At 72.9% G+C, this 22596-nt stretch carries 21 protein-coding genes and 4 tRNA genes; 10 read left to right on the top strand and 15 right to left on the bottom strand.

Features of this window, described 5'->3' with window-relative positions:
- From ABTY15_RS05530 to crcB (ABTY15_RS05550), 5 genes are all read right to left on the bottom strand, one after another.
- On the bottom strand, nucleotides 1–1818 hold a 1818-nt coding region (locus ABTY15_RS05530; RefSeq protein ID WP_350576478.1), incomplete at its 3' end, for a DEAD/DEAH box helicase.
- 195 nt (nucleotides 1819–2013) lie between these two features.
- Nucleotides 2014–2772 carry a hypothetical protein gene (locus ABTY15_RS05535; RefSeq protein WP_350576481.1) on the bottom strand — a complete coding sequence of 253 codons (759 nt, stop codon included), beginning with the start codon at nucleotides 2770–2772 and terminating at the stop codon, nucleotides 2014–2016.
- A 214-nt stretch (nucleotides 2773–2986) separates the two neighbouring features.
- Nucleotides 2987–3361, bottom strand: a complete 375-nt coding sequence (gene crcB / locus ABTY15_RS05540) for a fluoride efflux transporter CrcB (protein WP_350576484.1) — start codon at nucleotides 3359–3361, stop codon at nucleotides 2987–2989.
- Entirely contained in the window at nucleotides 3358–3729 is a 372-nt protein-coding gene (locus ABTY15_RS05545) for a DUF190 domain-containing protein (RefSeq protein WP_350576486.1), read from the bottom strand. The genes crcB (ABTY15_RS05540) and ABTY15_RS05545 overlap by 4 nt, the downstream gene beginning before the upstream one ends.
- Nucleotides 3726–4223, bottom strand: a complete 498-nt coding sequence (crcB, locus tag ABTY15_RS05550) for a fluoride efflux transporter CrcB (RefSeq protein ID WP_350576489.1) — start codon at nucleotides 4221–4223, stop codon at nucleotides 3726–3728. Before crcB (ABTY15_RS05550) ends, ABTY15_RS05545 begins: the two co-directional genes overlap by 4 nt.
- Nucleotides 4224–4294: 71 nt before the next feature.
- Between crcB (ABTY15_RS05550) and ABTY15_RS05555 the strand changes: the two genes are divergently transcribed.
- The 5 genes from ABTY15_RS05555 (at nucleotide 4295) to ABTY15_RS05575 (ending at nucleotide 5617) form a co-directional block, all read left to right on the top strand.
- Nucleotides 4295–4636: a metallopeptidase family protein gene (locus ABTY15_RS05555; protein ID WP_350576492.1), complete on the top strand. Its 342-nt coding sequence runs from the start codon at nucleotides 4295–4297 to the stop codon at nucleotides 4634–4636.
- A 125-nt stretch (nucleotides 4637–4761) separates the two neighbouring features.
- Nucleotides 4762–4834: transfer RNA gene (locus ABTY15_RS05560), tRNA-Glu, on the top strand.
- Between the two features lie 68 nt (nucleotides 4835–4902).
- Nucleotides 4903–4976: transfer RNA gene (locus ABTY15_RS05565), tRNA-Asp, on the top strand.
- Nucleotides 4977–5003: 27 nt separating this feature from the next.
- A tRNA-Phe gene (locus ABTY15_RS05570) sits at nucleotides 5004–5077 on the top strand.
- 129 nt (nucleotides 5078–5206) lie between these two features.
- Nucleotides 5207–5617 carry a Uma2 family endonuclease gene (locus ABTY15_RS05575; RefSeq protein WP_350576495.1) on the top strand — a complete coding sequence of 137 codons (411 nt, stop codon included), beginning with the start codon at nucleotides 5207–5209 and terminating at the stop codon, nucleotides 5615–5617.
- Between the two features lie 10 nt (nucleotides 5618–5627).
- Here ABTY15_RS05575 and ABTY15_RS05580 read toward each other — a convergent pair whose 3' ends face one another.
- The 4 genes from ABTY15_RS05580 to ABTY15_RS05595 form a co-directional block, all read right to left on the bottom strand.
- Nucleotides 5628–6032: a type II toxin-antitoxin system VapC family toxin gene (locus tag ABTY15_RS05580; protein ID WP_350576498.1), complete on the bottom strand. Its 405-nt coding sequence runs from the start codon at nucleotides 6030–6032 to the stop codon at nucleotides 5628–5630.
- Nucleotides 6029–6259, bottom strand: a complete 231-nt coding sequence (locus ABTY15_RS05585; RefSeq protein WP_350576501.1) for a FitA-like ribbon-helix-helix domain-containing protein — start codon at nucleotides 6257–6259, stop codon at nucleotides 6029–6031. The genes ABTY15_RS05580 and ABTY15_RS05585 overlap by 4 nt, the downstream gene beginning before the upstream one ends.
- A 39-nt stretch (nucleotides 6260–6298) precedes the next feature.
- Nucleotides 6299–7369 carry an alpha/beta hydrolase family protein gene (locus ABTY15_RS05590; protein ID WP_350576504.1) on the bottom strand — a complete coding sequence of 357 codons (1071 nt, stop codon included), beginning with the start codon at nucleotides 7367–7369 and terminating at the stop codon, nucleotides 6299–6301.
- An 80-nt stretch (nucleotides 7370–7449) separates the two neighbouring features.
- Nucleotides 7450–8370 carry a zinc-binding dehydrogenase gene (locus ABTY15_RS05595; RefSeq protein WP_350576507.1) on the bottom strand — a complete coding sequence of 307 codons (921 nt, stop codon included), beginning with the start codon at nucleotides 8368–8370 and terminating at the stop codon, nucleotides 7450–7452.
- A 164-nt stretch (nucleotides 8371–8534) separates the two neighbouring features.
- Between ABTY15_RS05595 and ABTY15_RS05600 the strand changes: the two genes are divergently transcribed.
- Complete coding sequence (locus ABTY15_RS05600) at nucleotides 8535–9515, top strand: LysR family transcriptional regulator (protein WP_350576510.1); 981 nt, start codon at nucleotides 8535–8537, stop codon at nucleotides 9513–9515.
- 20 nt (nucleotides 9516–9535) lie between these two features.
- Here ABTY15_RS05600 and ABTY15_RS05605 read toward each other — a convergent pair whose 3' ends face one another.
- Both ABTY15_RS05605 and ABTY15_RS05610 read right to left on the bottom strand, forming a co-directional pair.
- Nucleotides 9536–10477, bottom strand: a complete 942-nt coding sequence (locus ABTY15_RS05605; RefSeq protein ID WP_350576513.1) for a hypothetical protein — start codon at nucleotides 10475–10477, stop codon at nucleotides 9536–9538.
- Nucleotides 10474–11004, bottom strand: coding sequence for a SigE family RNA polymerase sigma factor (locus tag ABTY15_RS05610; protein ID WP_350576515.1), 531 nt, complete (start codon nucleotides 11002–11004; stop codon nucleotides 10474–10476). Before ABTY15_RS05610 ends, ABTY15_RS05605 begins: the two co-directional genes overlap by 4 nt.
- A 223-nt stretch (nucleotides 11005–11227) precedes the next feature.
- Here ABTY15_RS05610 and hrpA point away from each other — a divergent pair, with 223 nt between their 5' ends.
- Nucleotides 11228–15217, top strand: coding sequence for an ATP-dependent RNA helicase HrpA (gene hrpA / locus ABTY15_RS05615; RefSeq protein WP_350576524.1), 3990 nt, complete (start codon nucleotides 11228–11230; stop codon nucleotides 15215–15217).
- A gap of 106 nt (nucleotides 15218–15323) precedes the next feature.
- Nucleotides 15324–15397: transfer RNA gene (locus ABTY15_RS05620), tRNA-Asp, on the top strand.
- 349 nt (nucleotides 15398–15746) lie between these two features.
- Here ABTY15_RS05620 and bldC read toward each other — a convergent pair.
- Nucleotides 15747–15953 carry a developmental transcriptional regulator BldC gene (gene bldC, locus ABTY15_RS05625; protein WP_014137253.1) on the bottom strand — a complete coding sequence of 69 codons (207 nt, stop codon included), beginning with the start codon at nucleotides 15951–15953 and terminating at the stop codon, nucleotides 15747–15749.
- Nucleotides 15954–16438: 485 nt separating this feature from the next.
- Nucleotides 16439–17374: a DUF8083 family protein gene (locus tag ABTY15_RS05630; RefSeq protein ID WP_350576529.1), complete on the bottom strand. Its 936-nt coding sequence runs from the start codon at nucleotides 17372–17374 to the stop codon at nucleotides 16439–16441.
- A gap of 207 nt (nucleotides 17375–17581) precedes the next feature.
- Here ABTY15_RS05630 and ABTY15_RS05635 point away from each other — a divergent pair, with 207 nt between their 5' ends.
- Nucleotides 17582–18739, top strand: a complete 1158-nt coding sequence (locus tag ABTY15_RS05635) for a Glu/Leu/Phe/Val dehydrogenase dimerization domain-containing protein (RefSeq protein ID WP_350576532.1) — start codon at nucleotides 17582–17584, stop codon at nucleotides 18737–18739.
- Nucleotides 18740–19112: 373 nt separating this feature from the next.
- Entirely contained in the window at nucleotides 19113–19370 is a 258-nt protein-coding gene (locus ABTY15_RS05640; RefSeq protein WP_350576535.1) for a DUF3073 domain-containing protein, read from the top strand.
- Between the two features lie 178 nt (nucleotides 19371–19548).
- On the opposite strand, the gene purM is transcribed toward ABTY15_RS05640, so the two are convergent.
- Together purM and purF are read right to left on the bottom strand one after the other, a co-directional pair.
- Nucleotides 19549–20634 carry a phosphoribosylformylglycinamidine cyclo-ligase gene (purM, locus tag ABTY15_RS05645; RefSeq protein ID WP_350576538.1) on the bottom strand — a complete coding sequence of 362 codons (1086 nt, stop codon included), beginning with the start codon at nucleotides 20632–20634 and terminating at the stop codon, nucleotides 19549–19551.
- Nucleotides 20635–20715: 81 nt separating this feature from the next.
- Nucleotides 20716–22299, bottom strand: coding sequence for an amidophosphoribosyltransferase (gene purF / locus ABTY15_RS05650; RefSeq protein ID WP_350576541.1), 1584 nt, complete (start codon nucleotides 22297–22299; stop codon nucleotides 20716–20718).
- Nucleotides 22300–22596: the final 297 nt, after the last annotated feature.

Here is a 22596-nt window from a genome sequence, read left to right on the forward strand (position 1 = left end):
GGAGCGGGCGCCACGGTCGTCGCGGTTGTTGAAGCCACCGGAACGGCGGTCGTCCCGGTCGCGGTCCCGGTCGCGGCCGAAGCCGCGGTCGTCCCGGTCCCGGCCGAAGCCGCCCGAGCGGCGGTCGTCCCGGTCCCGGTCGCGGGTGAACGCCGGACGCTCGGTGCGCGCCTCGCGGTACGACGGGGTGCGCTCCTCGCCCGCCGGGGCGGCGGCGGCCGGAGCGGCGGCCGGGGCCTCCGCGGTCTCGGCGGCGGTCTCGCCCGCCTCGGCGGCCGGGGCCTCGTCCTCGATGCCCAGGTCGGCCCGCTCGCGCGCCGCACGGGCGGCCAGGCGGTCGGCCTCCTCGCGCAGCTCGGTGGCGCGGCGCTGCGCGCGCTCCAGCTGGCGGGTCATGTCGGCGAGCTCGCGCTCGGCGGCACCGGCGATGTTGGCGGCGCTCTCGGCCTGCACCTCGGTCAGCGAGCGGGCGCCGGTGATCCGGGCGACCTCCGCGTCGAAGGCGTGGTCCAGGATGTGGCGGCTGGCGTCGACGCCGGCGTCCTCCATCAGGCGGAACACGCCGCGGCGCTGGTGCGGCAGCACCAGGGTGACGACGGTGCCGGAGCGGCCGGCGCGCGCGGTGCGGCCGGAGCGGTGCAGGTAGTCCTTGTGGTCGCCGGCCGGGTCCACGTTGAGGACCAGGTCGATGCCGTCGACGTGGATGCCGCGGGCGGCCACGTCGGTGGCGACGACGACGTTGACGTAGCCGTCCTTGAAGTCGCCGAGGACGCGGGTGCGGGCGCCCTGGGTCATGCCGCCGTGCAGCGCGTCGGCCTTCACGCCGGCCTCGATCAGCTGCTCGGCGACGCGGTCGGCGCCCATCTGGGTGCGGACGAAGATGATCGTGCGGCCCTTGCGGGCGGCGATCGCGTTGGTGATCGGCGCCTTGTCCTTGGGCTTCACCACGAGGATGTGGTGGGTCATGGTGGTGACGGCGCCGGCCGACGGGTCGACCTCGTGGGTGACCGGGCTGTTCAGGTAGCGCTTCACCAGGGTGTCGATCTCGTTCTCCAGGGTGGCGGAGAACAGCAGGCGCTGGCCGCCGGCCGGCACCTGGTCGAGGATCTCGGTGACCTCGGGCAGGAAGCCCATGTCGGCCATCTGGTCGGCCTCGTCGAGGACGGCGACCTGGACGTCGGCGAGCTGCGCGGAACCGCGGTTGATCAGGTCGCGCAGGCGGCCCGGGGTGGCGACCAGGACGTCGACGCCGCGCTCCAGCGCGTAGATCTGGTTCGACATCGAGGTGCCGCCGCAGACCACCTTGAGGCGCAGGCCGAGCACCGAGCCGAACGGCTCCAGGGCGTCGGCGACCTGCATGGCCAGCTCGCGGGTCGGCACCAGGATCAGGCCGCGCGGGTGCTTGGCGCGGGTGCGCTCGCCGTCGGCCAGGCGGGTCAGCAGCGGCAGGCCGAAGCTGAGGGTCTTGCCGGAGCCGGTGCGGCCGCGGCCCAGCACGTCCTTGCCGGCCAGGGCGTCCGGGATGGTCGCGGCCTGGATCGGGAACGGGGTGGTGACGCCGCGCTTGGCGAGGGCGCGGACGACCTCGTCCGGCAGGCCCAGGTCGCCGAAGGTCACGGTCGGCTCGGCGGCCTCCTCGGCCTCCTCGACGGCCTGCGCGGCCTCCTCGGCGACGGCCTCGGCGGCCTCGACGAGCTCGGTGTCCGACCCGGCGTCGGCGGTGGCGACGGTGGTGTCGGCGGTGGTGGGGGCGTCGGTGACATCGGCGGCGGACTCGCTCGCGGGCATGGCGAAGCGGGCGTCGTCAACGAGAGACATGCAAAACCTTCCGGAAGTGGCACGCGCCAAAGTCCGGGGTTCTGTTTCACAACCGCCTCTATGCGGTCAGCCACGGATCGCCGGAACGCGCCAAGGGCGCCAGATGGGATTAGGGCGCCAGTCAAATGGATCAAACGAACGATCTACCACCATAGAGGAACCTCGGGATCAGAGGCAAATGCCCTGGCCAGCCCCCTAATGCCCGCCCGCGTGGGGGCTGGGGGCCGAGGAACCGGAGCTGCCGGCCGAGGGATCCGGGGCCGGTGGGGCGGTTGCGGCCGGTGAGGTGTGGTCCGGCTCGGGGGAGGTCGACGGGCGGCTGCTCGGCGTGGCCGAGGGCGTCCCCGCCGTCCCGCCGCCGGAGCGCCCGTCGCCGGTGCCGCCGGCCGTCCCCGCGCCACCGGTCCCGGCCGTACCGCCGGCGCCCCCCGTACCGGCCGTACCACCCGCGCCCGCCGACGTCCCGGACGTACCGCCGCCCGGATGGGGCGCGGGGCTCGCGCTCCCGCCCGGCGCGGCGCCCGCACCACCCGCGCCCGGCGCGGGATCGGGCACGGCCGCCCCCGGCACCGGGACCACACCGGCGGGCGCGCCGTTCGCGCCGGGCGCCACCTCGCCCGCCACCGTGGCCGTCGCGCCACCCGGCGCGTTCTCGGCCTGCGGGCTCCCCGAACGCTCCGGGCGCCCCGACCCGCCCCCCGGGTGCCCGGCGCCCGGCGAGGCGGACGGCCCGCCCGTCACCCCCGGCTTCCCGACCGGCCCGGCCTGCCCCACCGGCGCCACGCCGCCCCCGTGCTTCTCCTCCGCCGCCGGACCGACCGACATGCACCCCGTCAGCCCGAACCCGGCCACCGCCAGCACCGCCACCGCCCGCACCGCGCCCGAGCGCAGGGCCACCGACCGCGGCCGGGCCCGCCGCACCACCACCTCCCGCGGCGGCAGGCCCCGCACCACCGCGCCCACCGTCCGAACCGACCGCGCCGACCGCACCGCCCGAAGCGCGCGCACCGACCGCACCGACCGCACCGAAGCCACCGAGATCCCTCTCTACCGCCCCACCCGGGCCACCCGCCGCCGGGCGACCGCTTTTCGGTGCCCAACGCGCGCCCGCCCCCGCGGGACACGGGCGGCGCGTCAGGAAGCGCTCGCCACGCGGAAGCGCCCGCCCTCAGCCCCAGAGCGCCGAGGCCAGCCCCGCCCCCGCGTACACCGCGGCCAGCCCCGCCCCCACGCTGCCGACCACGTTCGCCACGGCGTACCGCCCGGCCCCCGACTCGGCCAGCCGCAGCGTCTCGTACGAGAAGGTCGAGTACGTGGTCAGCGCCCCGCACAGCCCCGTCCCCAGCAGCAACTGCACCCGCGCCGAGGCGGCACCCGCCGCCACCGCGCCGGTCACCAGCCCGAGCACCAGGCAGCCGACCACGTTCACGGTGAACGTCCCCCACGGGAACACCGAGTCGTGCCGGGCCTGCACCGCCCGGTCGGTCAGGTACCGCAGCGGCGCGCCGACCACGGCCCCCGCGACCACCAGCAGCCAGTTCACGCCGGCCCGCCCTCCCCCGGCGCGCGGCCGTCCGGGCCCGACGCCGACCGCACCACCTCGCAGCGGTCGAGCGTCACCAGGCCCTCCGTCACCAGCCCGTCCAGCTGCGGCAGGAACGCCCGCACCCGCTCCTCCTCGTCCACGATCACCACCGCCACCGGCAGGTCCTCGCTCAGCGACAGCAGCCGCGCCGTGTGCACCAGCGACGAGGCCCCGAACCCCTCGATCCCCCGGAAGACGCTCGCCCCGGCCAGCCCGGCGGCCCTCGCCCGGTGCACGATCTCGCTGTACAGCGGCCGGTGGTGCCACTGGTCGCTCTCCCCGACCAGCACGGTCAGCCGCAGCGCCGGCCGCGCCGGGCCGGTCACCGCGAGCCCCGCTCGGCGGCGGCGATCAGACGGCGCGTCAGCCCGGCTGCCGCCCACACCGCGGCCAGCGCCCCCAGCAGCGTCAGCCCCAGGTACGCCAGCCCCGGCCCCGGCCGCCCGTGCTCCACCAGCCGCCGGACGTCCACCGCGTACGTCGAGAACGTGGTGAACCCGCCCAGCACCCCGGTGCCGAAGAACGGCCGCAGCAGCGGATGCACCGGCCGCCCCTCGGTGACCACCACCAGGAACACCCCGATCACCGCGCAGCCCGTCACGTTGACCAGCAGCGTCGTCCACGGGAACGCCGACGGCCCGTCCGTCCAGGCCAGCCCCGCCCCGTACCGGGCCATCGCACCGATCGCCCCGCCGACCGCGACCACCGCCACGGCCCGCCCCTGCCCCCGCAGCACCGGCGGGCGCCGCCGCACCACCGGCGCACCACCGCCGGGCCGGGCCCGCGCCGGGCCGTCCACCGTGCCGTCCGAGGTCGCCATGAGGCCCATCAAACACCGGCTCCCGCCACCTGGCACACCGTCACCCCGGACCCGACAATGATCCGGTGGAGATGACCCGGGAAGAGTTCGAGACGCTGGTCGGCGACGCCCTCGACCAGATCCCCCCGCAGCTCGCGGCCATGATGGACAACGTCGCCGTCTTCGTCGAGGACGAGCCCGACCCCGCCGACCCGGAACTCCTCGGCCTCTACGAGGGCACCCCGCTCACCGAACGCGGCGAGTGGTACGCGGGCGTCCTGCCCGACCGGATCATCATCTACGTCGGCCCCACCCTCCGGCACTGCGAGTCCCGCGAGCAGGTCGTCGAGGAGGTCCGCACCACGGTGATCCACGAGGTCGCCCACCACTTCGGCTTCGACGACCACGAGCTCGACGAACTCGGCTGGTCCTGACCCCGCCCGAGCCCCCGCCAGCACCCCGCCCACCCGCTCGGCCGAAACCCGTTTTGGCGATCCGCCCGGCATCCCATATGCTTCTCGACGTCCCCGAACGCTGGAAACAGCGGGACAGGCCGCAAGCCCTCATCGTCTAGTGGCCCAGGACGCCGCCCTTTCAAGGCGGTAGCACGGGTTCGAATCCCGTTGGGGGCACGCAGTACACAGGCAGTACCGTAGTAAAGTGCAGTGCCGCAAGACCTGGTGGCCCACCAGCCACCTAAGGTCCCGTGGAGCAGTTGGTTAGCTCGCCACCCTGTCAAGGTGGAGGTCGCGGGTTCAAGTCCCGTCGGGATCGCTCGTCTCACCAGAGACGAGGCAGTACGGCCAGGTAGCTCAGTTGGTACGAGCGTCCGCCTGAAAAGCGGAAGGTCGCCGGTTCGACCCCGGCCCTGGCCACAGCCAGGAGGCCCCCGCAGCGAATGTCGCTGCGGGGGCCTTCGCCGTTCCCGGAGCGGGCCCGCGGCTACGCTGGGTGTCGGGCACCGGCGAATTCGGTTCGGGAGGTTCACGCTCAACCTGCTCGTGGTGCGCCGGCAGTTCGACGCCCACACGCCGGCCGGGCTGCTGCCGAGCGAGAACACCGACCTGATCTCGCCCAACGTCGGGAAGAGCCGCAACCCCGACCTGACGTACGTTCCGGACGAGGCTCTGGCGACCACCGACAACCAGGTGCCGGCCGATCTGGCCGCGATCGCGGTCGAGCTGGTCTCGCCCTCCAACCCCGAGAACGACTGGATCGGGAAGGTGCGGGACTACCCGCTGATGGGGATCCCGCTGTACCTCCTGGTCGACGCGCGGGAGAAGACCGTGACCCTGTTCAGCCGACCGGACGGCACCAGGTACCACCGGCGCGAGGACATCGCCTTCGGCGAGACCCTGCGCATCCCGGAGCCGTTCGACTTCGAGCTGGCCACCGGGAACCTGCTGCCGTACTGACCGGCTCCGGTCAGCCGAAGACCTCGATGGCACACCTGGCCGCACCGCTGCGTTGGATGCGGGCGTCGCTGGTGATGAGCGGCACACCGAGGGTCTCGGCCAGCGCCACGTACTGGGCGTCATAGGCGCTGAGGCTGTGGTTCAGCTCCCGGACCCGCTGCCAAAGGACCAGCGTCTCGTGCCGGGTGACCGGGAGAGCCTGGTAGTCGGCGATCGCCTTGGCGGCCTCCTTTTCGGCGAGCTTGCCCCCGCGGACCATCCCGAAGAGGGCGGAGACGAGTTCGTAGTCGAGCAGGCCCGGTGCGGAGAGCGTGTCCAGGCCGCGGAGTCGGTCCCGGGCCGCCCTGCCGGTGGATCCATGGTCGGTCAGCACGCGGACTAGGGCCGAGCAGTCCACGACGGCGATCGAAGTCACCGGCGCTCCCTGCCATCGTCGATCGCGGAGAGGATGTCGGCAGTGCTCACCTCGTCCCGGGTCTCCCGGTCGAGCCGGGCCATCATCTCGGCGAGCGAGGGTGTGGCGGCTTCGCGGGTCACCAGGTCGAGCAGGTACGACTGGAGGCTCTTGCCGGTCTGCGCGGCCTTGAGCTTGAGGGTGTTCAACACCGGGTCCGGGACTTCACGAATCGTGATCGCAGTCATGCCTGCATTTTAGCTGCACTGGCTGCACAGTGCCGCCATTTAGCCCAGCCGGGCGGTGAGCCAGTCGGCGGTGGCGGGGAGCCAGTCGGGCAGGGCGGTGCCGAGCAGGTGGTTGCCGTGCGGGACGAGGAGGAGTTCGGCGTCCGGGGCGCGGTCGGCCAGCGCGGTGGCGTTGACGACGCCCGGGATGCGGTCCTCGCCGCCCTCGACGACCAGCAGCGGGGTGGTGATCGCCGGGGCGAGGGCGGTCAGGTCGACGCGGCGGACGAAGGCGCGGGCAGCCTCGGCGCCGCCGCAGCGCTGGGCGAGGGTCGCGGTGACGAACGGGACCAGCTCGTCCCAGTCCAGCCGGTAGGGGCCGCTGACCAGGGCGGCGGCGCGGATCCTCGGCTCGTGGGCGGCGGTCTCGGCGGCGTAGTACCCGCCCAGGCTGAGGCCGATGACGGCGGTGCGGGCGAGGTCCAGCCCCTCCCCGCGGTGGGCGAGGGCGTCCAGGGCGCGGCCGACCACCCGGTGGTAGTCCGGCTCGGGCACGCTGACGGCGGCCAGCACGCCCTGGCCGGGGCCGTCGATGGCCAGGACGGCCAGACCGCGGGCCAGCAGCGCCTCGACGACGGCGTGGAACTCCTCCTTGCCCGAGTCCAGCCCGGGCACCACGACCACCACCGGGACGGGGCCGGCGGGCGCGGCCGACGGGCGGCGCAGCCAGCCCGCGAAGCCCTCCCCCTCGACCCGTTCGGCGCCCGGGTCGAGGTGCGCCAGCGCCCGCCGCATCGCCTCGTCGGCCTCGGCCGCGACCCGGGCGGCGGCCGCCCGGTCGGGGTGCGGGAGCAGCCCGGCGAGGTGGAACCAGCGGGCGGCCGTCCGGTACGCGGCGCCGGCGGTGACCGTCCGGCCCTCGGCGGCGGCGCGGTCGGCCGCCTCGTCGTGCCGCCGGCCGGCGGCACGGCAGGCGGCGGGCCAGTCGTGCAGCGAGGTCAGCGGGGCGGTGACCCGGACGTACTCGTAGGGGTCGAGGCCGGCGCCGTGGGCGCGGGGGCGGTTCTCCGCGACGAAGGCGGGCAGCAGGCCGGGGATGTCCAGGAAGGACAGGTCGGGGGTGTCGGGCATCGCGGGCTCCCTCTCCGGGCGGGTCGACGGGCGATCAGGAAACGGGTGGTCAGGGACGACTGATCAGGGAGAAGCGCTGATCAGGAGACGGTCAGCACGGCCTTGCCGCGGATCCGGCGCTCGCGCAGGTCGGTGAGGACGGTCGCGGTCTCGGTCCAGGGGGCGACCCGGCCGAGCTCCGGGGTCAGCCGGCCCCCCGCCGCCAGGCGGACCAGGGTGGCCAGGTCCGCGCCGTCCGGCACGTCGGAGTCGGCGTAGTGGAAGTGCCGCAGGGTGGCGGACTCCGGACCGGCGAAGAAGTCGAAGAAGTTCAGGGTGGCGGGTGTCCGGGAGGCCTGGCCGAACCAGATCAGGGTGCCGCGCCGGGCCAGCCGGGCCAGCGCGAGCGGCAGGGCGGCGCCGCCGGTGGACTCCAGCACCAGGTCGTACGGGCCGCGCGCCTCGGCGAGGTCGTGGACGACCTCGGCCGCGCCCAGCTCGGCCAGCCGGCGGCCGCGCTCCGGGGAGGCGGTGACCACGGTCAGTTCGGCCCCGGCGGCGGAGGCCAGCTCGGTGACGTAGTGCCCGACCCCGCCGGAGGCCCCGGTGAGCAGCACCCGGCGGCCGGCCACCGCCCCGGCGGTGCGGAGCAGGCGCAGCGCGGTGAGGCCCGCGAGCGGCAGCGCGGCGGCGCGGACGGTGTCGAGGGTGTCGGGCAGCTCGGCGAGCGAGGAGGTGGGCACGCACACGTACTCGGCCCAGCCCCCGGCCGGCGGGTGGCCGACCACCCGTCGGCACACGGCCGGCCCCGACCCGTCGGCGGCGGCCTGCACGACCAGCCCGGCGACGTCCTTGCCCGGCCGCCAGCCGGGCCGGGGCGCCTCCAGCTGGAAGGTCTCGCCCCGGTTCACCGAGAACGCCTCGACCTTCACCAGCGCCTCCCCCGGCCCCGGCTGCGGCTGCGCCACCTCGGCGAACCCGACCGGTGCCGCCGCCTGCCCCGTCCCCACCAGCGCCCGCATCCCGCTCGCCCTCCTCCGCGCCCCGGCCCCTCCGGTCGGCGCCCACCCACCTCACCGCGCGCCGCCACGGCCGGTCCAACAACCGGGGCGGAGCGCCGACAACCACCGGTTGTGGCCACGGGACGGGGAGGTCCGACGGCGGCCAGGCCCTAGGGTGGGCGGCCATGGATCTTGATCTCGCGCAGGTGCGGGCGTTCGTGGTGGCCGCCGAGGAGCTGCATTTCGGGCGGGCGGCGGGGCGGTTGGGGATCAGCCAGCAGGCCCTGTCGAAGCGGGTGGCCCGGTTGGAGGGCGTGCTCGGGGTGCGGCTGCTGGAGCGGGACTCGCGCGGGGTGGAGCTGGCCGAGGCGGGCCGGCGGTTCCTGGGGCCGGCCCGGCGGGTGCTGGAGCAGGGGGACCGCGCGGTGGCGGCGGTGGGCTGTGCCCGGCGTCCGTTGCGGATCGACGTGTGGGGGCACCTGTACGCACCGATGCGGACGGTGGCGCTGGCGGTGGACGGGGTACCGGAGCTGGAGGTGGAGCCGGTGCCGGGGCGGGACCTGCCCTCGGTGGCGGCGGCGCTGCTGCGCGGGGAGTCGGACGCCGGGTTCGGCCGGGTGCACGCGCTGCCGGACGGCGCCGACGCCGGACTGACGCACCGGCTGGTGCGGCTGGAGCCGGTGGACGTGCTGCTGAGCACCGACCACCCGCTGGCGGGCCGGGACGTGCTCAGCCCGGCGGAGCTGCGCGGGAGCGTGCTGCGCTTCCCGGCAGCGGTGGACCGGCTGGATTTCCTGACCCGTTTCGCCACCCGGTTCGGCATCACCGAGCGGGTCGGTTCGACCAACCTGGGGCTGGAGCACTTCGTCGACCGGGTCCGCACGGACCCGAGCTGCTTCTCCCTCGTCCCCGCCGACTGCCCGCTGCCGGTCGCCCCGGCCGCCCCCGGTCGGCCGGGGGTGCGGACGGTGCCGCTGGCCGGTCCGACCCCGCTCTACGCCTGGTCGCTGGTCTGGCGCGGCGGACCGGCGGGCGCCGACCCGCACCCCCGACTGGAGGCGCTGCTCCGGGCGTTCGCGGAGCGGGCGCGGCGCAGCCGGTGGCTGGAGTACGACCCGGCCCGCGACTGGCTGCCGGACGCCGACCAGGCCGCGCTCAGCCCGTGACCTGACGCCGGATCACCGGATCACCACCAGGTGGTCTGGGTCCGCAGCACCGACCCGTCCGCGGCATAGGAGGTGGCGGTGTTGTCCATGGCACCCGGCTTGCGGACGACGGCGTACCAGCGGACCGGGGAGTCCCCGACCGCGACCGGCACCGCCTCGGTGGAGCCGCCGGCCTTCCAGTCGACGACGACCTTCGCGACCTCGGGTCCGACCCGGACGACCACCATCTCCGGGATGCCCACCTGCCCGCTCACGCGGTTGAGCACCACGCCGTTGATGAAGGTCTCCTGGCCCTCCTTCCCCGTCCCGCCCGGGCCGGTGGTCGACCCCACGTAGTCGCCGGGCTGCCGCTTGCCGTCCGCGACCAGGTAGACGTCCACCCGGTCCTTGTGCGGGTTCCAGGCCGCGTCGGTGCCCTGCGGGAGGTCCGGCGACACGTTCGGGTCGACGGCGTGCCGCTCCGCCCAGATCAGCTGCCCCTGCTTGAGGCCGTCCTCCGCGGTGGGGGCCGCCGGCCACAGGGCGACCCAGGCCTCCAGGGCGTGGCCGTTCGAGGTGCCCTCGCGGACCTTGACCCGGATCGGGGTGAACGGGTCCCGCGCGGTCCCGGACGGAGCGGCCGAAGCCGTCGAGGCGGCAGCAGCACTGGGGGTGGCCGTCGGCGTGGTCGCGGCACTCGGCGTGGCCGCAGAACTCGGGGTCGCCGTCCCGGTCGGCCCGGCCGCGGCACTCACGGCCCCGGCTCCCCGCCCGAGCCCGCCGAGCGCCGTCCCGCCGCCGACCACCGCCAGGACCGCCAGGGCGACCGCCCCGGTGGTCAGCATCCGCCGGCGCCGCAGCCGGCGGCGGCCCCCGGCGACCACCCGGTCGTACGGGACCGCCCCGGCCTCAATGCTCTCGGCCAGCTCGCTCAGCCCCCGCAACGCCGCGGCCTCCGCCCCGGTCGTGTCCTCGTTGCTCATCTCCTGCCTCCGATGCTCGTCAGCCCAGTGAGTGAGGAGGAGCCGCGCAACTTGGCGAGCCCCTTCGACGCCTGGCTCTTCACCGTCCCGACCGAGCAGCCCATCGCGGCCGCGGCCTGGGACTCGCTGAGGTCCTCCCAGTACCGCAGCACGACGGCCTGCCGCTGCCGGGGCGGCAGCGCGCCGAGGGCGGCCAGCAGCACGGCCCGCTCGTCGAGCCGGGCGTAGCCGTCGACGCCGTCCGGCCCGGCCGACTCGGGGACGGCGGTGACCAGCTGTTCGGCCGGTCTGCGCCGGAACCGCCGGGCGTGCTCGTTGATCAGGATCCGGCGCACGTAGGCGTACGGGTCGTCGGCCGCCCGAACCCGGCCCCAGGCGACGTACGCCCGTTCCAGGGCCTGCTGGACCAGGTCCTCGGCACTGTGCCGGTCTCCCGCGAGCAGGTACGCCGTCCTGAGCAGCCGCGTCCACGCGCTGCCGGTGAAGGCGCGGAACTCGTCGTCCCGCGCGGCCTTCTGGGCTCCCATGAGCACCTCCTCCACCCCCCAGAGCCCGGACCTGCCCCGAACCGTTGCCCCGACCATCCAACGCCCGCCCGACGACCGTCCGACGACCGCCCCGGCGGCGGTCCCGGCGACCACCGCGCCCCGACCCGACCCGCCGTTCGCGATTCGCCACCGGCGACTGTGACACTGGAGGGGCTCGAAAACCGAGGTGCGCGCCGCCGTGCCTCCTTGCGAACCTAGAGGGATGCCCGCAGTGAGTTCTCCCGCAGTCCAGTCCGCCCCCGCACCCGCCGAGGGTCCCGGCATCGGTGAGCTGGCCGCCCGCCTGCCCGAGCTGACCCTCCGCGACCAGGTGCGGATCGGGCGCCGGCTGGAGGGGGCCCGACGGGTCCGCAAGCCCGAGGCCCGCCAGAAGATCGCGACCGAGATCGCCGCCGACATCGACCGCGCCGAGCTGCTGGTCGAGCGCCGCCGGGCCGCCGTCCCGGAGATCCGCTATCCCGCCGAGCTGCCGGTCAGCCAGAAGAAGGACGAGATCCTGGCGGCCATCCGCGACCACCAGGTGGTGATCGTCGCGGGTGAGACGGGCTCCGGCAAGACCACCCAGATCCCGAAGATCTGCCTGGAGCTCGGCCGGGGCGTGCGCGGTCTGGTCGGGCACACCCAGCCCCGCCGGATCGCGGCCCGTACGGTCGCCGAGCGGGTCGCCGAGGAGCTGGACAGCCCGCTCGGCGAGGCGGTCGGCTGGAAGGTCCGGTTCACCGACCAGGTCGGCCAGGACACCCTGGTCAAGCTGATGACGGACGGCATCCTGCTCGCCGAGATCCAGACCGACCGCGAGCTGAGCCAGTACGACACCCTGATCATCGACGAGGCGCACGAACGCAGCCTCAACATCGACTTCATCCTCGGCTACGTCAAGCAGCTGCTGCCCCGCCGCCCGGACCTCAAGGTCGTGATCACCTCCGCGACCATCGACCCGGAGCGCTTCGCCCGGCACTTCGACGACGCCCCGATCATCGAGGTGTCCGGCCGCACCTACCCGGTGGAGGTCCGGTACCGGCCGATCTTCGACGAGACGGACGAGGGCGACGACGACACCACCGACGTCGACCGCGACCGGGACCAGGTCCAGGCGATCTGCGAAGCCGCCCAGGAGCTCCAGGCCGAGGGCCCCGGCGACATCCTGGTCTTCCTCTCCGGCGAGCGCGAGATCCGCGACACCGCCGACGCCCTCAACCGGCTGAAGCTGAAGTCCACCGAGGTCCTGCCGCTGTACGCCCGGCTGAGCTCGGCCGAGCAGCACCGGGTGTTCCAGCGCTCCAGCAGCCGCCGGATCGTACTGGCCACCAACGTGGCCGAGACCTCGCTGACCGTCCCGGGCATCAAGTACGTGATCGACCCGGGCACCGCCCGCATCTCCCGCTACAGCCACCGCACCAAGGTGCAGCGGCTGCCGATCGAGGCGGTCAGCCAGGCCAGCGCCAACCAGCGCAAGGGCCGCTGCGGCCGCACCTCGGACGGCATCTGCATCCGGCTGTACTCGGAGGAGGACTTCCTCGCCCGCCCCGAGTTCACCGACGCCGAGATCCTGCGCACCAACCTGGCCTCGGTGATCCTCCAGATGACGGCCGCCGGTCTCGGCGACATCGCCGCCTTCCCGTTCCTGGACCCGCCGGACTCGCGCAACATCAAGGACGGCGTGCACCTGCTGCACGAGCTGGGCGCGCTGGACCCGGACGAGAAGGACCCGCGCAAGCGCCTCACCGCGCTCGGCCGCCAGCTGGCCCAGCTGCCGGTGGACCCCCGGATGGCCCGGATGGTCCTGGAGGCGGACAAGAACGGCTGCGTGCGCGACGTCATGGTGATCGCCGCCGCGCTCTCCATCCAGGACCCGCGCGAGCGCCCCGCCGAGAAGCGTCAGGCCGCCGACGAGCGGCACAAGCGGTTCAACTCGGAGACCTCCGACTTCCTCTCCTACCTGGCGATGTGGCGCTACGTCCGGGAGCAGCAGAAGGAGCTCTCCTCCTCCGCGTTCCGCCGGATGTGCAAGGCCGAGTTCCTCAACTACCTGCGGATACGGGAGTGGCAGGACATCTACACCCAGCTGCGCACCGTGGCCAAGCAGTTGGGCGTGACGATCGAGGAGCCGCATCCCGACGCCGAGCCGGACGCCGACCGGATCCACCAGTCGCTGCTGGCCGGCCTGCTCTCCCACATCGGCCTGTTCGACGTGGAGAAGCGCGAGTACGGCGGCGCGCGCGGCGCCCGCTTCGCGGTCTTCCCGGGCTCCGGCCTGTTCAAGAAGCCGCCGCGCTGGGTGATGTCGGCCGAGCTGGTCGAGACGTCCCGGCTGTGGGCGCGGATCAACGCGAAGATCGAGCCGGAGTGGGTGGAGCCGCTGGCCGGCCACCTGATCAAGCGCAGCTACAGCGAGCCGCACTGGGAGAAGAAGGCCGGGGCCGTCCTGGCGTACGAGAAGGTGACCCTGTACGGGATGCCGGTCGTCGCCCAGCGCAAGGTCAACTACGGCCGGATCGACCCGGAGCTCTGCCGCGAGCTGTTCATCCGCAACGCGCTGGTCGAGGGCGACTGGGAGACCCACCACCGGTTCTTCGCCGAGAACCGGAAGCTGCTGGGCGAGGTCGAGGAGCTGGAGAACCGGGCCCGCCGCCGCGACATCCTGGTCGACGACCAGACCCTGTTCGACTTCTACGACGCCCGGCTGCCGGAGGACGTCGTCTCCACCCGGCACTTCGACGCCTGGTGGAAGAAGGCCCGGCACGACCAGCCCGACCTGCTCAACTTCGAGAAGTCGATGCTGATCAACGACGCCGCGGACGGCGTCACCGAGGCCGACTACCCGGACCACTGGCAGCAGGGCAAGCTGCGCTTCAAGCTGACCTACCAGTTCGAACCGGGCAGCGACGCGGACGGCGTGACCGTCCACATCCCGCTGCCGGTGCTCAACCAGGTCACCGGGGAGGGCTTCGACTGGCAGATCCCGGGCCTGCGCGAGGAGTTGGTCACCGCGTACATCAAGTCGCTGCCGAAGGCGATCCGGCGCAACTTCGTGCCGGCGCCGGACTTCGCCAAGGCGGCGCTGCGCGAGGCGAGGGACCGCCAGGAGCCGCTGCTGCCGGCCCTGGAGCACGCCCTGAAGCGGCTGACGGCCGTCACCGTGCCGCCGGAGGCCTGGGACGACGACCGGGTGCCGGAGCACCTCAAGGTGACCTTCCGGGTGGTGGACGGGCGGCGCAAGCTCGCCGAGTCCAAGGACCTGGAGGAGCTGCGACTGCGGCTCAAGCCGAAGCTCAAGGAGACGCTGTCCTCGGCGGCCTCCGGCCAGGGCATCGAGCAGGGCGGGCTGACCGCCTGGCCGGCCGGGCTGCCGGTGCTCCAGCGCACCTTCGAGCAGCGCTCCCGCGGCCACTCGCTGCGCGCCTACCCGGCCCTGGTGGACGAGGGCGGGTCGGTCGGGGTGAAGCTCTTCGACACCCCGGAGGCGCAGGCGCAGGCGATGTGGGAGGGCACCCGCCGGCTGCTGATGCTGACCACCACCTCCCCGGCCAAGTCGATCCAGGGCCGGCTGGGCAACCAGGCGAAGCTGGCGCTGTCGCACAACCCGCACGGCTCGATCACCGCGCTGTTCGAGGACGTGGTGGCCTGTGCGACGGACCGGCTGATGACCCTGGGCGGCGGCCCGGCCTGGGACGAGGCGGCCTTCGGCACGCTGCACGACAAGGTGCGGGCGGACCTGTACGACCTGTCGGCGGACACCACACTGAAGACGGCCACCGCGCTGATCGCCTTCCACAAGGCCTCGACCCGGCTGAAGTCGGTGAGCAGCCCGGTGCTGCTGAACGCGGTGAACGACATCCGGCTGCACCTGGCCTCGCTGGTGCACCCGGGCTTCGTGACGAACACCGGCTGGCAGCGGCTGCCGGACCTCAAGCGCTACCTGCTGGCGGTGGACCGCCGCCTGGAGGCGCTGCCCAACCACCCCCAGCGGGACGCCCAGAACCTGCTGAAGGTCCAGCAGGTCCAGCAGGCCTACGGGGAGCTGCTGGCGGCCGTTCCGGCGGGGCGCCAGCCATCCGCGGAGGTGCGGGCCATCCGCTGGATGATCGAGGAGCTGCGGGTCAGTTTCTTCGCCCAGTCGCTGGGCACGCCGGCCCCGATCTCGGAGAAGCGGATCACCAAGGCGATGGAGGCGGCCCGGGCGGCGCTCTGAGCTGGGACGGGCCCTCAGGAGCCAGTTCGACCTGGGGGCCCATCATGGGCTACAGTCTGTCTTGTTCGCAGCGCGGCAAGCGAAGTGAACGAGATCAGAAAACTCTGGTCCCGTGGAGCAGTTGGTTAGCTCGCCACCCTGTCAAGGTGGAGGTCGCGGGTTCAAGTCCCGTCGGGATCGCCGCAGTGCGAGAGGCCCGGAACCGTCAGGTTCCGGGCCTCTCGCATTTTCCAGCGCGCCGCGCTTACCCCTCCGCCGGTACGGACCACAAGTGACGGACCGTGTGATGGTCGTCACCCGCCCTTTCCCGAGACCCGCCCCGTGAGGACCTCGTGAAGACCCCACTAATTTAATATGTAAAATTGCACAGCCATTAACTGTAAATCCCCCCCGCCACACGAACACCAAATCGTTATCCGGAGTTCAGCATTCCGACCGGTCGGACGACCGTCGGCGGGCACGACAAAGGGGCTGCTTACCGGACCCGGCGGAGTCCGGTAAGCAGCCCCTTTAAAGAGCCTTTGGCCCATCAGGCCTCGGTGCGCTGGGCGGGAATCCCGGCCAGCAGAGCACGCACCTCCGCCTCGCGATAACGGCGGTGACCACCGAGCGTGCGAATCGACGTCAGCTTGCCCGCCTTGGCCCAGCGGGTGACCGTCTTCGGGTCAACGCGGAACATGGTGGCAACCTCTGCCGGCGTCAGCAGCGGCTCAGCATCAGGGGTACGAGCGGTCATGAGCGGCCTCCTCGGGAGAACCGAACCAGGGCGGTTCTATCCTTCAAATTCTGCACCTTGGCCCGCGATGCCCGAAATGGCATAGACGGGCCGAGTCGGTTATAGGACGAACGGCTTGTCCTGGTGTCTACAACTACACCATCCGTCCAGCCCTATCGACCAAACCGCCAAAATTGACCCCTCACGGGTTCAAGGCCGACGGATGGCGATGGACCACCCCATAACGGACAGTCACTCGGCAGTAACATCCGGTTACGAGGGGACCAGACCCTCCGTTTCCCCGCAAAGCACGCATCGACTCCAGAACCACCCAAAAGTGGGCACGCTCACGTGAAGTTGGGCTGGTTGTCCCATTTTTGCACATAGGGGTAAGTTCGCGTCAACGGTGAGTAGTGTCACGTTCGGCAGGTATTGACCCGAACCAGGACCTTGGTCATGCCGGTCGGGCCGAAGGACCCTTCCAGTCATACCCGCAGGGTCGGACGTCAGTTCGCGTGCCGCAGCGCCAGCACCCGGCGCCAGCGCACCGTCAGTTCCCCGTACGCCCGCAGCGCCTCCTCGGCGTCCCCCGCCCGCAGCGCGCGCAGCCCCTCCTCCAGCTCCCCCGCCGAACGGTCCGCCAGCAACCGTTCCTCCCCCAACAGATGCACCAGCCCCCCGTAGTCCAGCTCCACCAGCGACCGCGGATGGAACTCCTCCAGCCACCGCCCGACCTGCTCCGCCCCCCGCACCAGCTCCCCCTCCGGCACCGCCTCGCGCAGCGCCCGGTAGGCCCGGGCCACCCGCCGGCGCGCCTGCGCCATCGGCGTCAGGTAGAACAGCGCCGGCGCCCGCCCGCCCTGTTCCCCTTCCTCCCCCACCGGGAATTCTCCCCCAGCCCCCGGCAGCCCCTCCGGCCCGCCCCCCGGTACGAAGCAGCGGTCCTCGTCCCCGAACGGCAGGAACCAGCGCACCGGCACCTCCCAGCGGCTGGTCAGGATCCACGGCCGGGCGTCCGGGTGGTCGGCCCGCCAGCGCTCCAGGTCCGCCTCGGCGGCCGCCCGGGTCGCCGGCGGCAGCGCGGTGTCCAGCAGCGCCACCGGCGCCCCCGCCCGCAGCTCCTCCAGCGCCTGCCAGCTGCGCAGCCGGGTCGCCCACGGGCAGACGTACAGCACCCCGTCCACGAGCCGCACGTAGGCCCGTTCGCTCTCCCGCTCCGGCAGTGCCCGCGGGGTACGGGCGGCCAGCTCCGCGAGGGCCTCGCGCTGCTCCTCCAGCACCGCCGCGGCCACCGGCTGCCCGGCCGCCACGGCGTCCGGCCCGTGCTCCGCCGCGTAGGCCTGCCAGCGCGCCCGCTCGGGCTCCGGGTAGGCGGCCAGCGGCTCGTAGACCCGCAGGTGGGCGGCGTAGGGCGGCAGTACCGAGGTGCGCACGACGGTCACGTTCTGCATCGTCGCACGCACCGCCCCGACCCGGGAGGGCGCGTCCCCGAACGATTCGCGCCCGCACCGAGGACCCCCTCCCGTCTCAGCCCTCGGACAACCGGCACAAGCTCGGACAAGAGGGCGGATCGGGGGCCCGGCCGCGACTACGCTTCGCCTTAGGCGCCCGCACCACAGCAGCGGGCCTTCGATACTGGAGTCACCACAGTGACCGACGTACAGACCTCCGCCACGCACCCCGCACCCGGTGTGCTCAGCCGGATCTTCCGTACCGAGCAGGACGGCGCCCCCGGCGACGGCCACGAGCAGGTCGTCCTCTGCCACGACCGCAGCTCCGGACTCAAGGCGATCATCGCCATCCACTCCACCGCGCTGGGCCCGGCCCTCGGCGGCACCCGCTTCTTCCCGTACGCCTCCGAGGAGGCGGCCCTGGAGGACGCGCTCAACCTGTCCCGCGGGATGTCCTACAAGAACGCGCTGGCCGGGCTCGACCTCGGCGGCGGCAAGGCCGTCATCATCGGCGACCCGAACAAGGACAAGAACGAGGCGATGCTCCGGGCCTACGGCCGCTTCGTCGAGTCCCTGCGCGGCCGCTACATCACCGCCTGTGACGTGGGCACCTACGTCCAGGACATGGACGTCATCGCGCGCGAGACCTCGTTCGTCACCGGCCGCTCCCCCGAGCACGGCGGCGCCGGCGACTCGTCCATCCTGACCGCCTTCGGCGTGTTCCAGGGCATGCGCGCCACCGCCCAGGCCCGCTGGGGCCAGCCGACCCTGCGCGGCAAGCGGGTCGGCGTCGCGGGCGTCGGCAAGGTCGGCCACTACCTGGTCGGCCACCTCGTCGCGGACGGCGCCACCGTCGTCGTCACCGACCCCTTCGAGGCCGCCGTGAACCGTGTCCGCGCGGCCCACCCGGAGGTGGAGGTCGTCGCCGACACCACCGCCCTGCTCCAGGCCAAGCTGGACGTCTACGCCCCCTGCGCCCTCGGTGGCGCGCTGACCGACGACGTCGTCGCCGCGCTCGGCGAGTTCGGCACCTCGATCGTCTGCGGCGCGGCCAACAACCAGCTCGCCCACGCGGGCGTCGAGAAGGACCTGGCCGACCGCGGCATCCTCTACGCGCCCGACTACCTGGTGAACTCCGGCGGCGTGATCCAGGTCGCCGACGAGATCGACGGCTTCAACTTCGAGCGCGCCAAGAACAAGGCCACGAAGATCTTCGACACCACCCTGGAGATCTTCACCCGGGCCGCCGCCGACGGCGTCCCGCCGGCGGTCGCCGCCGACCGCCTCGCCGAGAAGCGGATGCGCGAGATCAGCGCGCTGCGCACGGTCCTGCTGCCGGGTGCCCGCCGCGCCTGATCCGGGCCCGTGGTGCGCGGGGGACGGACGAGGTCCGTCCCCCGCGCATCACGATGTGGAACCGGATTCTCACTTCTGCGCCCGATCGGGTGATCCGAGGCCCCCCTAGGGGGGATAATCGGTCCTGGAACGACGGACCCAAGACACCTCCGGACAGCGTGCAAAACGCCGCAAAACCTCCCCTGACCTGGGAAGACCTGGTCTCGGGTGCGGTCGGTGCGCGCCACGTCACACCGACGACGTACCGTCCAGCGGCGGAAACAGGTACCGTTAATGCTCCAAGGGACGGTCCTCCCATTCGGGCAGGCCGGTCCTGATCATGAACACGTGTCAGACTCGGGGCCGTGAGCCCCATCGTTGAGGGGGTCGACCCATGGGGCGCGGCCGGGCCAAGGCCAAGCAGACGAAGGTCGCCCGCGAGCTGAAGTACAACAGCGGCGGGTTCGACGCTAACCGTCTGTCCCACGAGCTGGGCGTATCGCCGTCCACCGCTTCGATCGAGCCCGAGCCGATCGAGGAGGAGGAGGACGACGACCCGTACGCGGAGTACGCCGCCCGCTACGCCGACCTCGACGACGAGGACGACACCGAGCCGGGCACCGGGCCGTCGCAGGCCCGCCGCCGCTCGTAACCGCAGTTCCGCCGGACCGGTCCGGGCGCCCAGGCGCCGGGCCGGTTTTCGGCGTTCCCGCGCGCGGTCGGGGGCGGCGCCGGGCGCCCGGGCTGCCAGGAACACGAGAGGGCCCCTCCGGCGTACCGGAGGGGCCCTCTTGACGTCATGGGGCGGGTCGGACCCGCTCAGGCCCTGATCAGCCCGCCGTGAAGCCCTCGTAGGCGTTGTAGAGGGCAGCGCCGCCCTCGTGCTCGTCGGTACGCTCGACGATGTCACCCAGCAGCCACGCCTCGACGCCGCGGTCCTCCAGGATCGACAGCACGACGTCCACCGAGGACGGCGGGACGACCGCGACCATGCCGACGCCCATGTTGAGCGTCTTCTCGATCTCCAGGGTGGCCACCTTGCCGACCTCGGCGACGGTCCGGAAGACCGGCAGCGGGGTCCAGGTGCCGCGGTCCAGGCGGGCGTGCAGGCCGTCCGGGATGACCCGGGCCAGGTTGGCCGCCAGGCCGCCGCCGGTCACGTGCGAGAACGCGTGGACCTCGGTGGCCCGGGTGAGCGCCAGGCAGTCCAGCGAGTAGATCCGGGTCGGCTCCAGCAGCTCCTCGCCGAGGGTGCGGCCGAACTCCTCGACCTTGCGGTCCAGCTTCCAGCCGGCCTGGTTCAGCAGCACGTGGCGGACCAGCGAGTAGCCGTTGGAGTGCAGGCCGGAGGCGGCCATCGCGATCACCACGTCGCCGGCCCGCACGCGGTCCGCGCCGAGCAGCGCGTCGGCCTCGACGACACCGGTGCCGGCGCCCGCCACGTCGTACTCGTCCGGGCCCAGCAGGCCCGGGTGCTCGGCGGTCTCGCCGCCGACCAGGGCGCAGCCGGCCAGCGCGCAGCCCTCGGCGATGCCCTTGACGATCGACGCGACCCGCTCCGGCACGACCTTGCCGACGCAGATGTAGTCGGTCATGAACAGCGGCTCGGCGCCGCAGACCACCAGGTCGTCGACGACCATGCCGACCAGGTCGTGGCCGATGGTGTCGTGCTTGTCCATGGCGGCCGCGATGGCCACCTTGGTCCCCACGCCGTCGGTGGCCGAGGCCAGCAGCGGCCGCTCGTAGCGCTTGAAGGCGGACGCGTCGAAGAGCCCGGCGAAGCCGCCGAGACCGCCGACCACCTCGGGGCGGTTGGCCTTCTTCACCCACTGCTTCATGAGCTCGACGGCGCGGTCGCCCGCCTCGATGTCGACACCGGCGGCGGCGTAGGTGGCGCCGTTCTGGTTGCTGGTCACTGCGGTGCGGCCCTTTCGGGTCTGGGGTGGGGGTCGGAACAGCGGTGGGGTCCCGGATTGCGGGACCCCACCGTGGGTTCGTTACGGGCGGCGCAGCGCGTCGGCCGCGCCCGCCCCGCCGAGCAGCGACTGGACGCCGTCCAGGTCGCTGCCGCTGGTCGGCTTGCCGCGGACGGCCGGCTGCTGCTGGCCGCCCTTGATCTCGGCCTCCAGCAGGAGCTTGCCGAGCAGCGCCGGGTCCGGCAGCTCCATCGGGTACTCACCGTCGAAGCAGGCCCGGCAGAGCCGCTCCTTCGGCTGCTTGGTGGCCTCGATCATGCCGTCGATCGAGATGTAGGCGAGCGAGTCCGCGCCGAGCGTGCGGCCGATCTCCTCGATGGTCATGCCGTTGGCGATCAGCTCCGCGCGGGTGGCGAAGTCGATGCCGAAGAAGCACGGCCACTTCACCGGCGGCGAGGAGATCCGGATGTGGACCTCGGCCGCGCCGGCCTCGCGCAGCATCTTCACCAGCGCGCGCTGGGTGTTGCCGCGGACGATCGAGTCGTCCACGACCACCAGGCGCTTGCCCTGGATGACCTCGCGCAGCGGGTTGAGCTTGAGCCGGATGCCGAGCTGGCGGATGGTCTGGCTGGGCTGGATGAAGGTGCGGCCCACGTAGGCGTTCTTCACCAGGCCGGAGCCGTACGGGATCCCGCTGGCCTCGGCGTAGCCGATCGCGGCCGGCGTACCGGACTCCGGCGTCGCTATCACCAGGTCGGCCTCGACGGGGGCCTCCTTCGCCAGGCGGCGGCCCATCTCCACGCGGGAGAGGTGCACGTTGCGGCCGGCGATGGAGGTGTCGGGGCGGGCCAGGTAGACGTACTCGAAGACGCAGCCCTTGGGCTTCGCCTCGGCGAAGCGGGAGGTGCGCATGCCGTTCTCGTCGATGGCGATGAGCTCGCCGGGCTCGACCTCACGGATGAACGAGGCGCCGCAGATGTCCAGCGCCGCGGTCTCGGAGGCGACCACCCAGCCGCGCTCCAGCCGGCCCAGCACCAGCGGGCGGATGCCCTGCGGGTCGCGGGCGGCGTAGAGCGTGTGCTCGTCCATGAAGACGAGCGAGAACGCGCCCTTGACCTTGGGCAGCACGACCTTGGCCGTCTCCTCGATGGAGAGGTCCGGGTGGCCGGCGAGCAGCGCGGTCACCAGGTCGGTGTCGTTGGTCGCGGCGGTCCGGCCCGAGCGGGAGACGTGCTCCTCACCGGGCAGTTCGGCGACCATGGCCGCCAGTTCGGCGGTGTTCACCAGGTTTCCGTTGTGCCCGAGGGCCAGCGAACCGTGCACGGTCGCCCGGAAAGTCGGCTGGGCGTTCTCCCAGACCGAGGAACCGGTGGTCGAGTAGCGGGCGTGTCCGACGGCGATATGCCCGTGCAACGACCCCAGCGAGGCCTCGTCGAAGACCTGGGAGACGAGTCCCATGTCCTTGAAGACGAGAATCTGGGAGCCGTTGCTCACTGCGATGCCCGCGGATTCCTGACCGCGGTGCTGCAGGGCGTAAAGGCCAAAGAACGTGAGCTTGGCGACCTCCTCGCCGGGAGCCCAGACACCGAAGACGCCGCAAGCGTCCTGGGGGCCTTTCTCGCCGGGAAGAAGATCGTGGTTGAGTCTTCCGTCACCACGTGGCACGCCTTCGAGTCTAGGGCAGTTGGCACAGGCTTCCGGAACCAGGGATGCCGGGATTGTCGGGCGATCGACCAGTAACGCGCGTAGACAAAACCCCTTACGGGGTGGGGATTTCAGGTGGGGGGAATTCCGGCGGGTGGCGGTTGGCCTTGTGGTTCGCGCCTGTTGGGGTGTTCCGTGTGCGGAGCGTACGGCGACGGGCGCGCTGGCGGGCGGCAGCGAACGTGAGCCTGCTCACCCGGCGTTCACGCGGGCTTCACGGCCGCGTGGGACTGCACGGTCGATCCAGGCGGTCACGCG

The organism is Kitasatospora sp. NPDC097643 (assembly GCF_040302625.1).
GTDB lineage: Bacteria > Actinomycetota > Actinomycetes > Streptomycetales > Streptomycetaceae > Kitasatospora.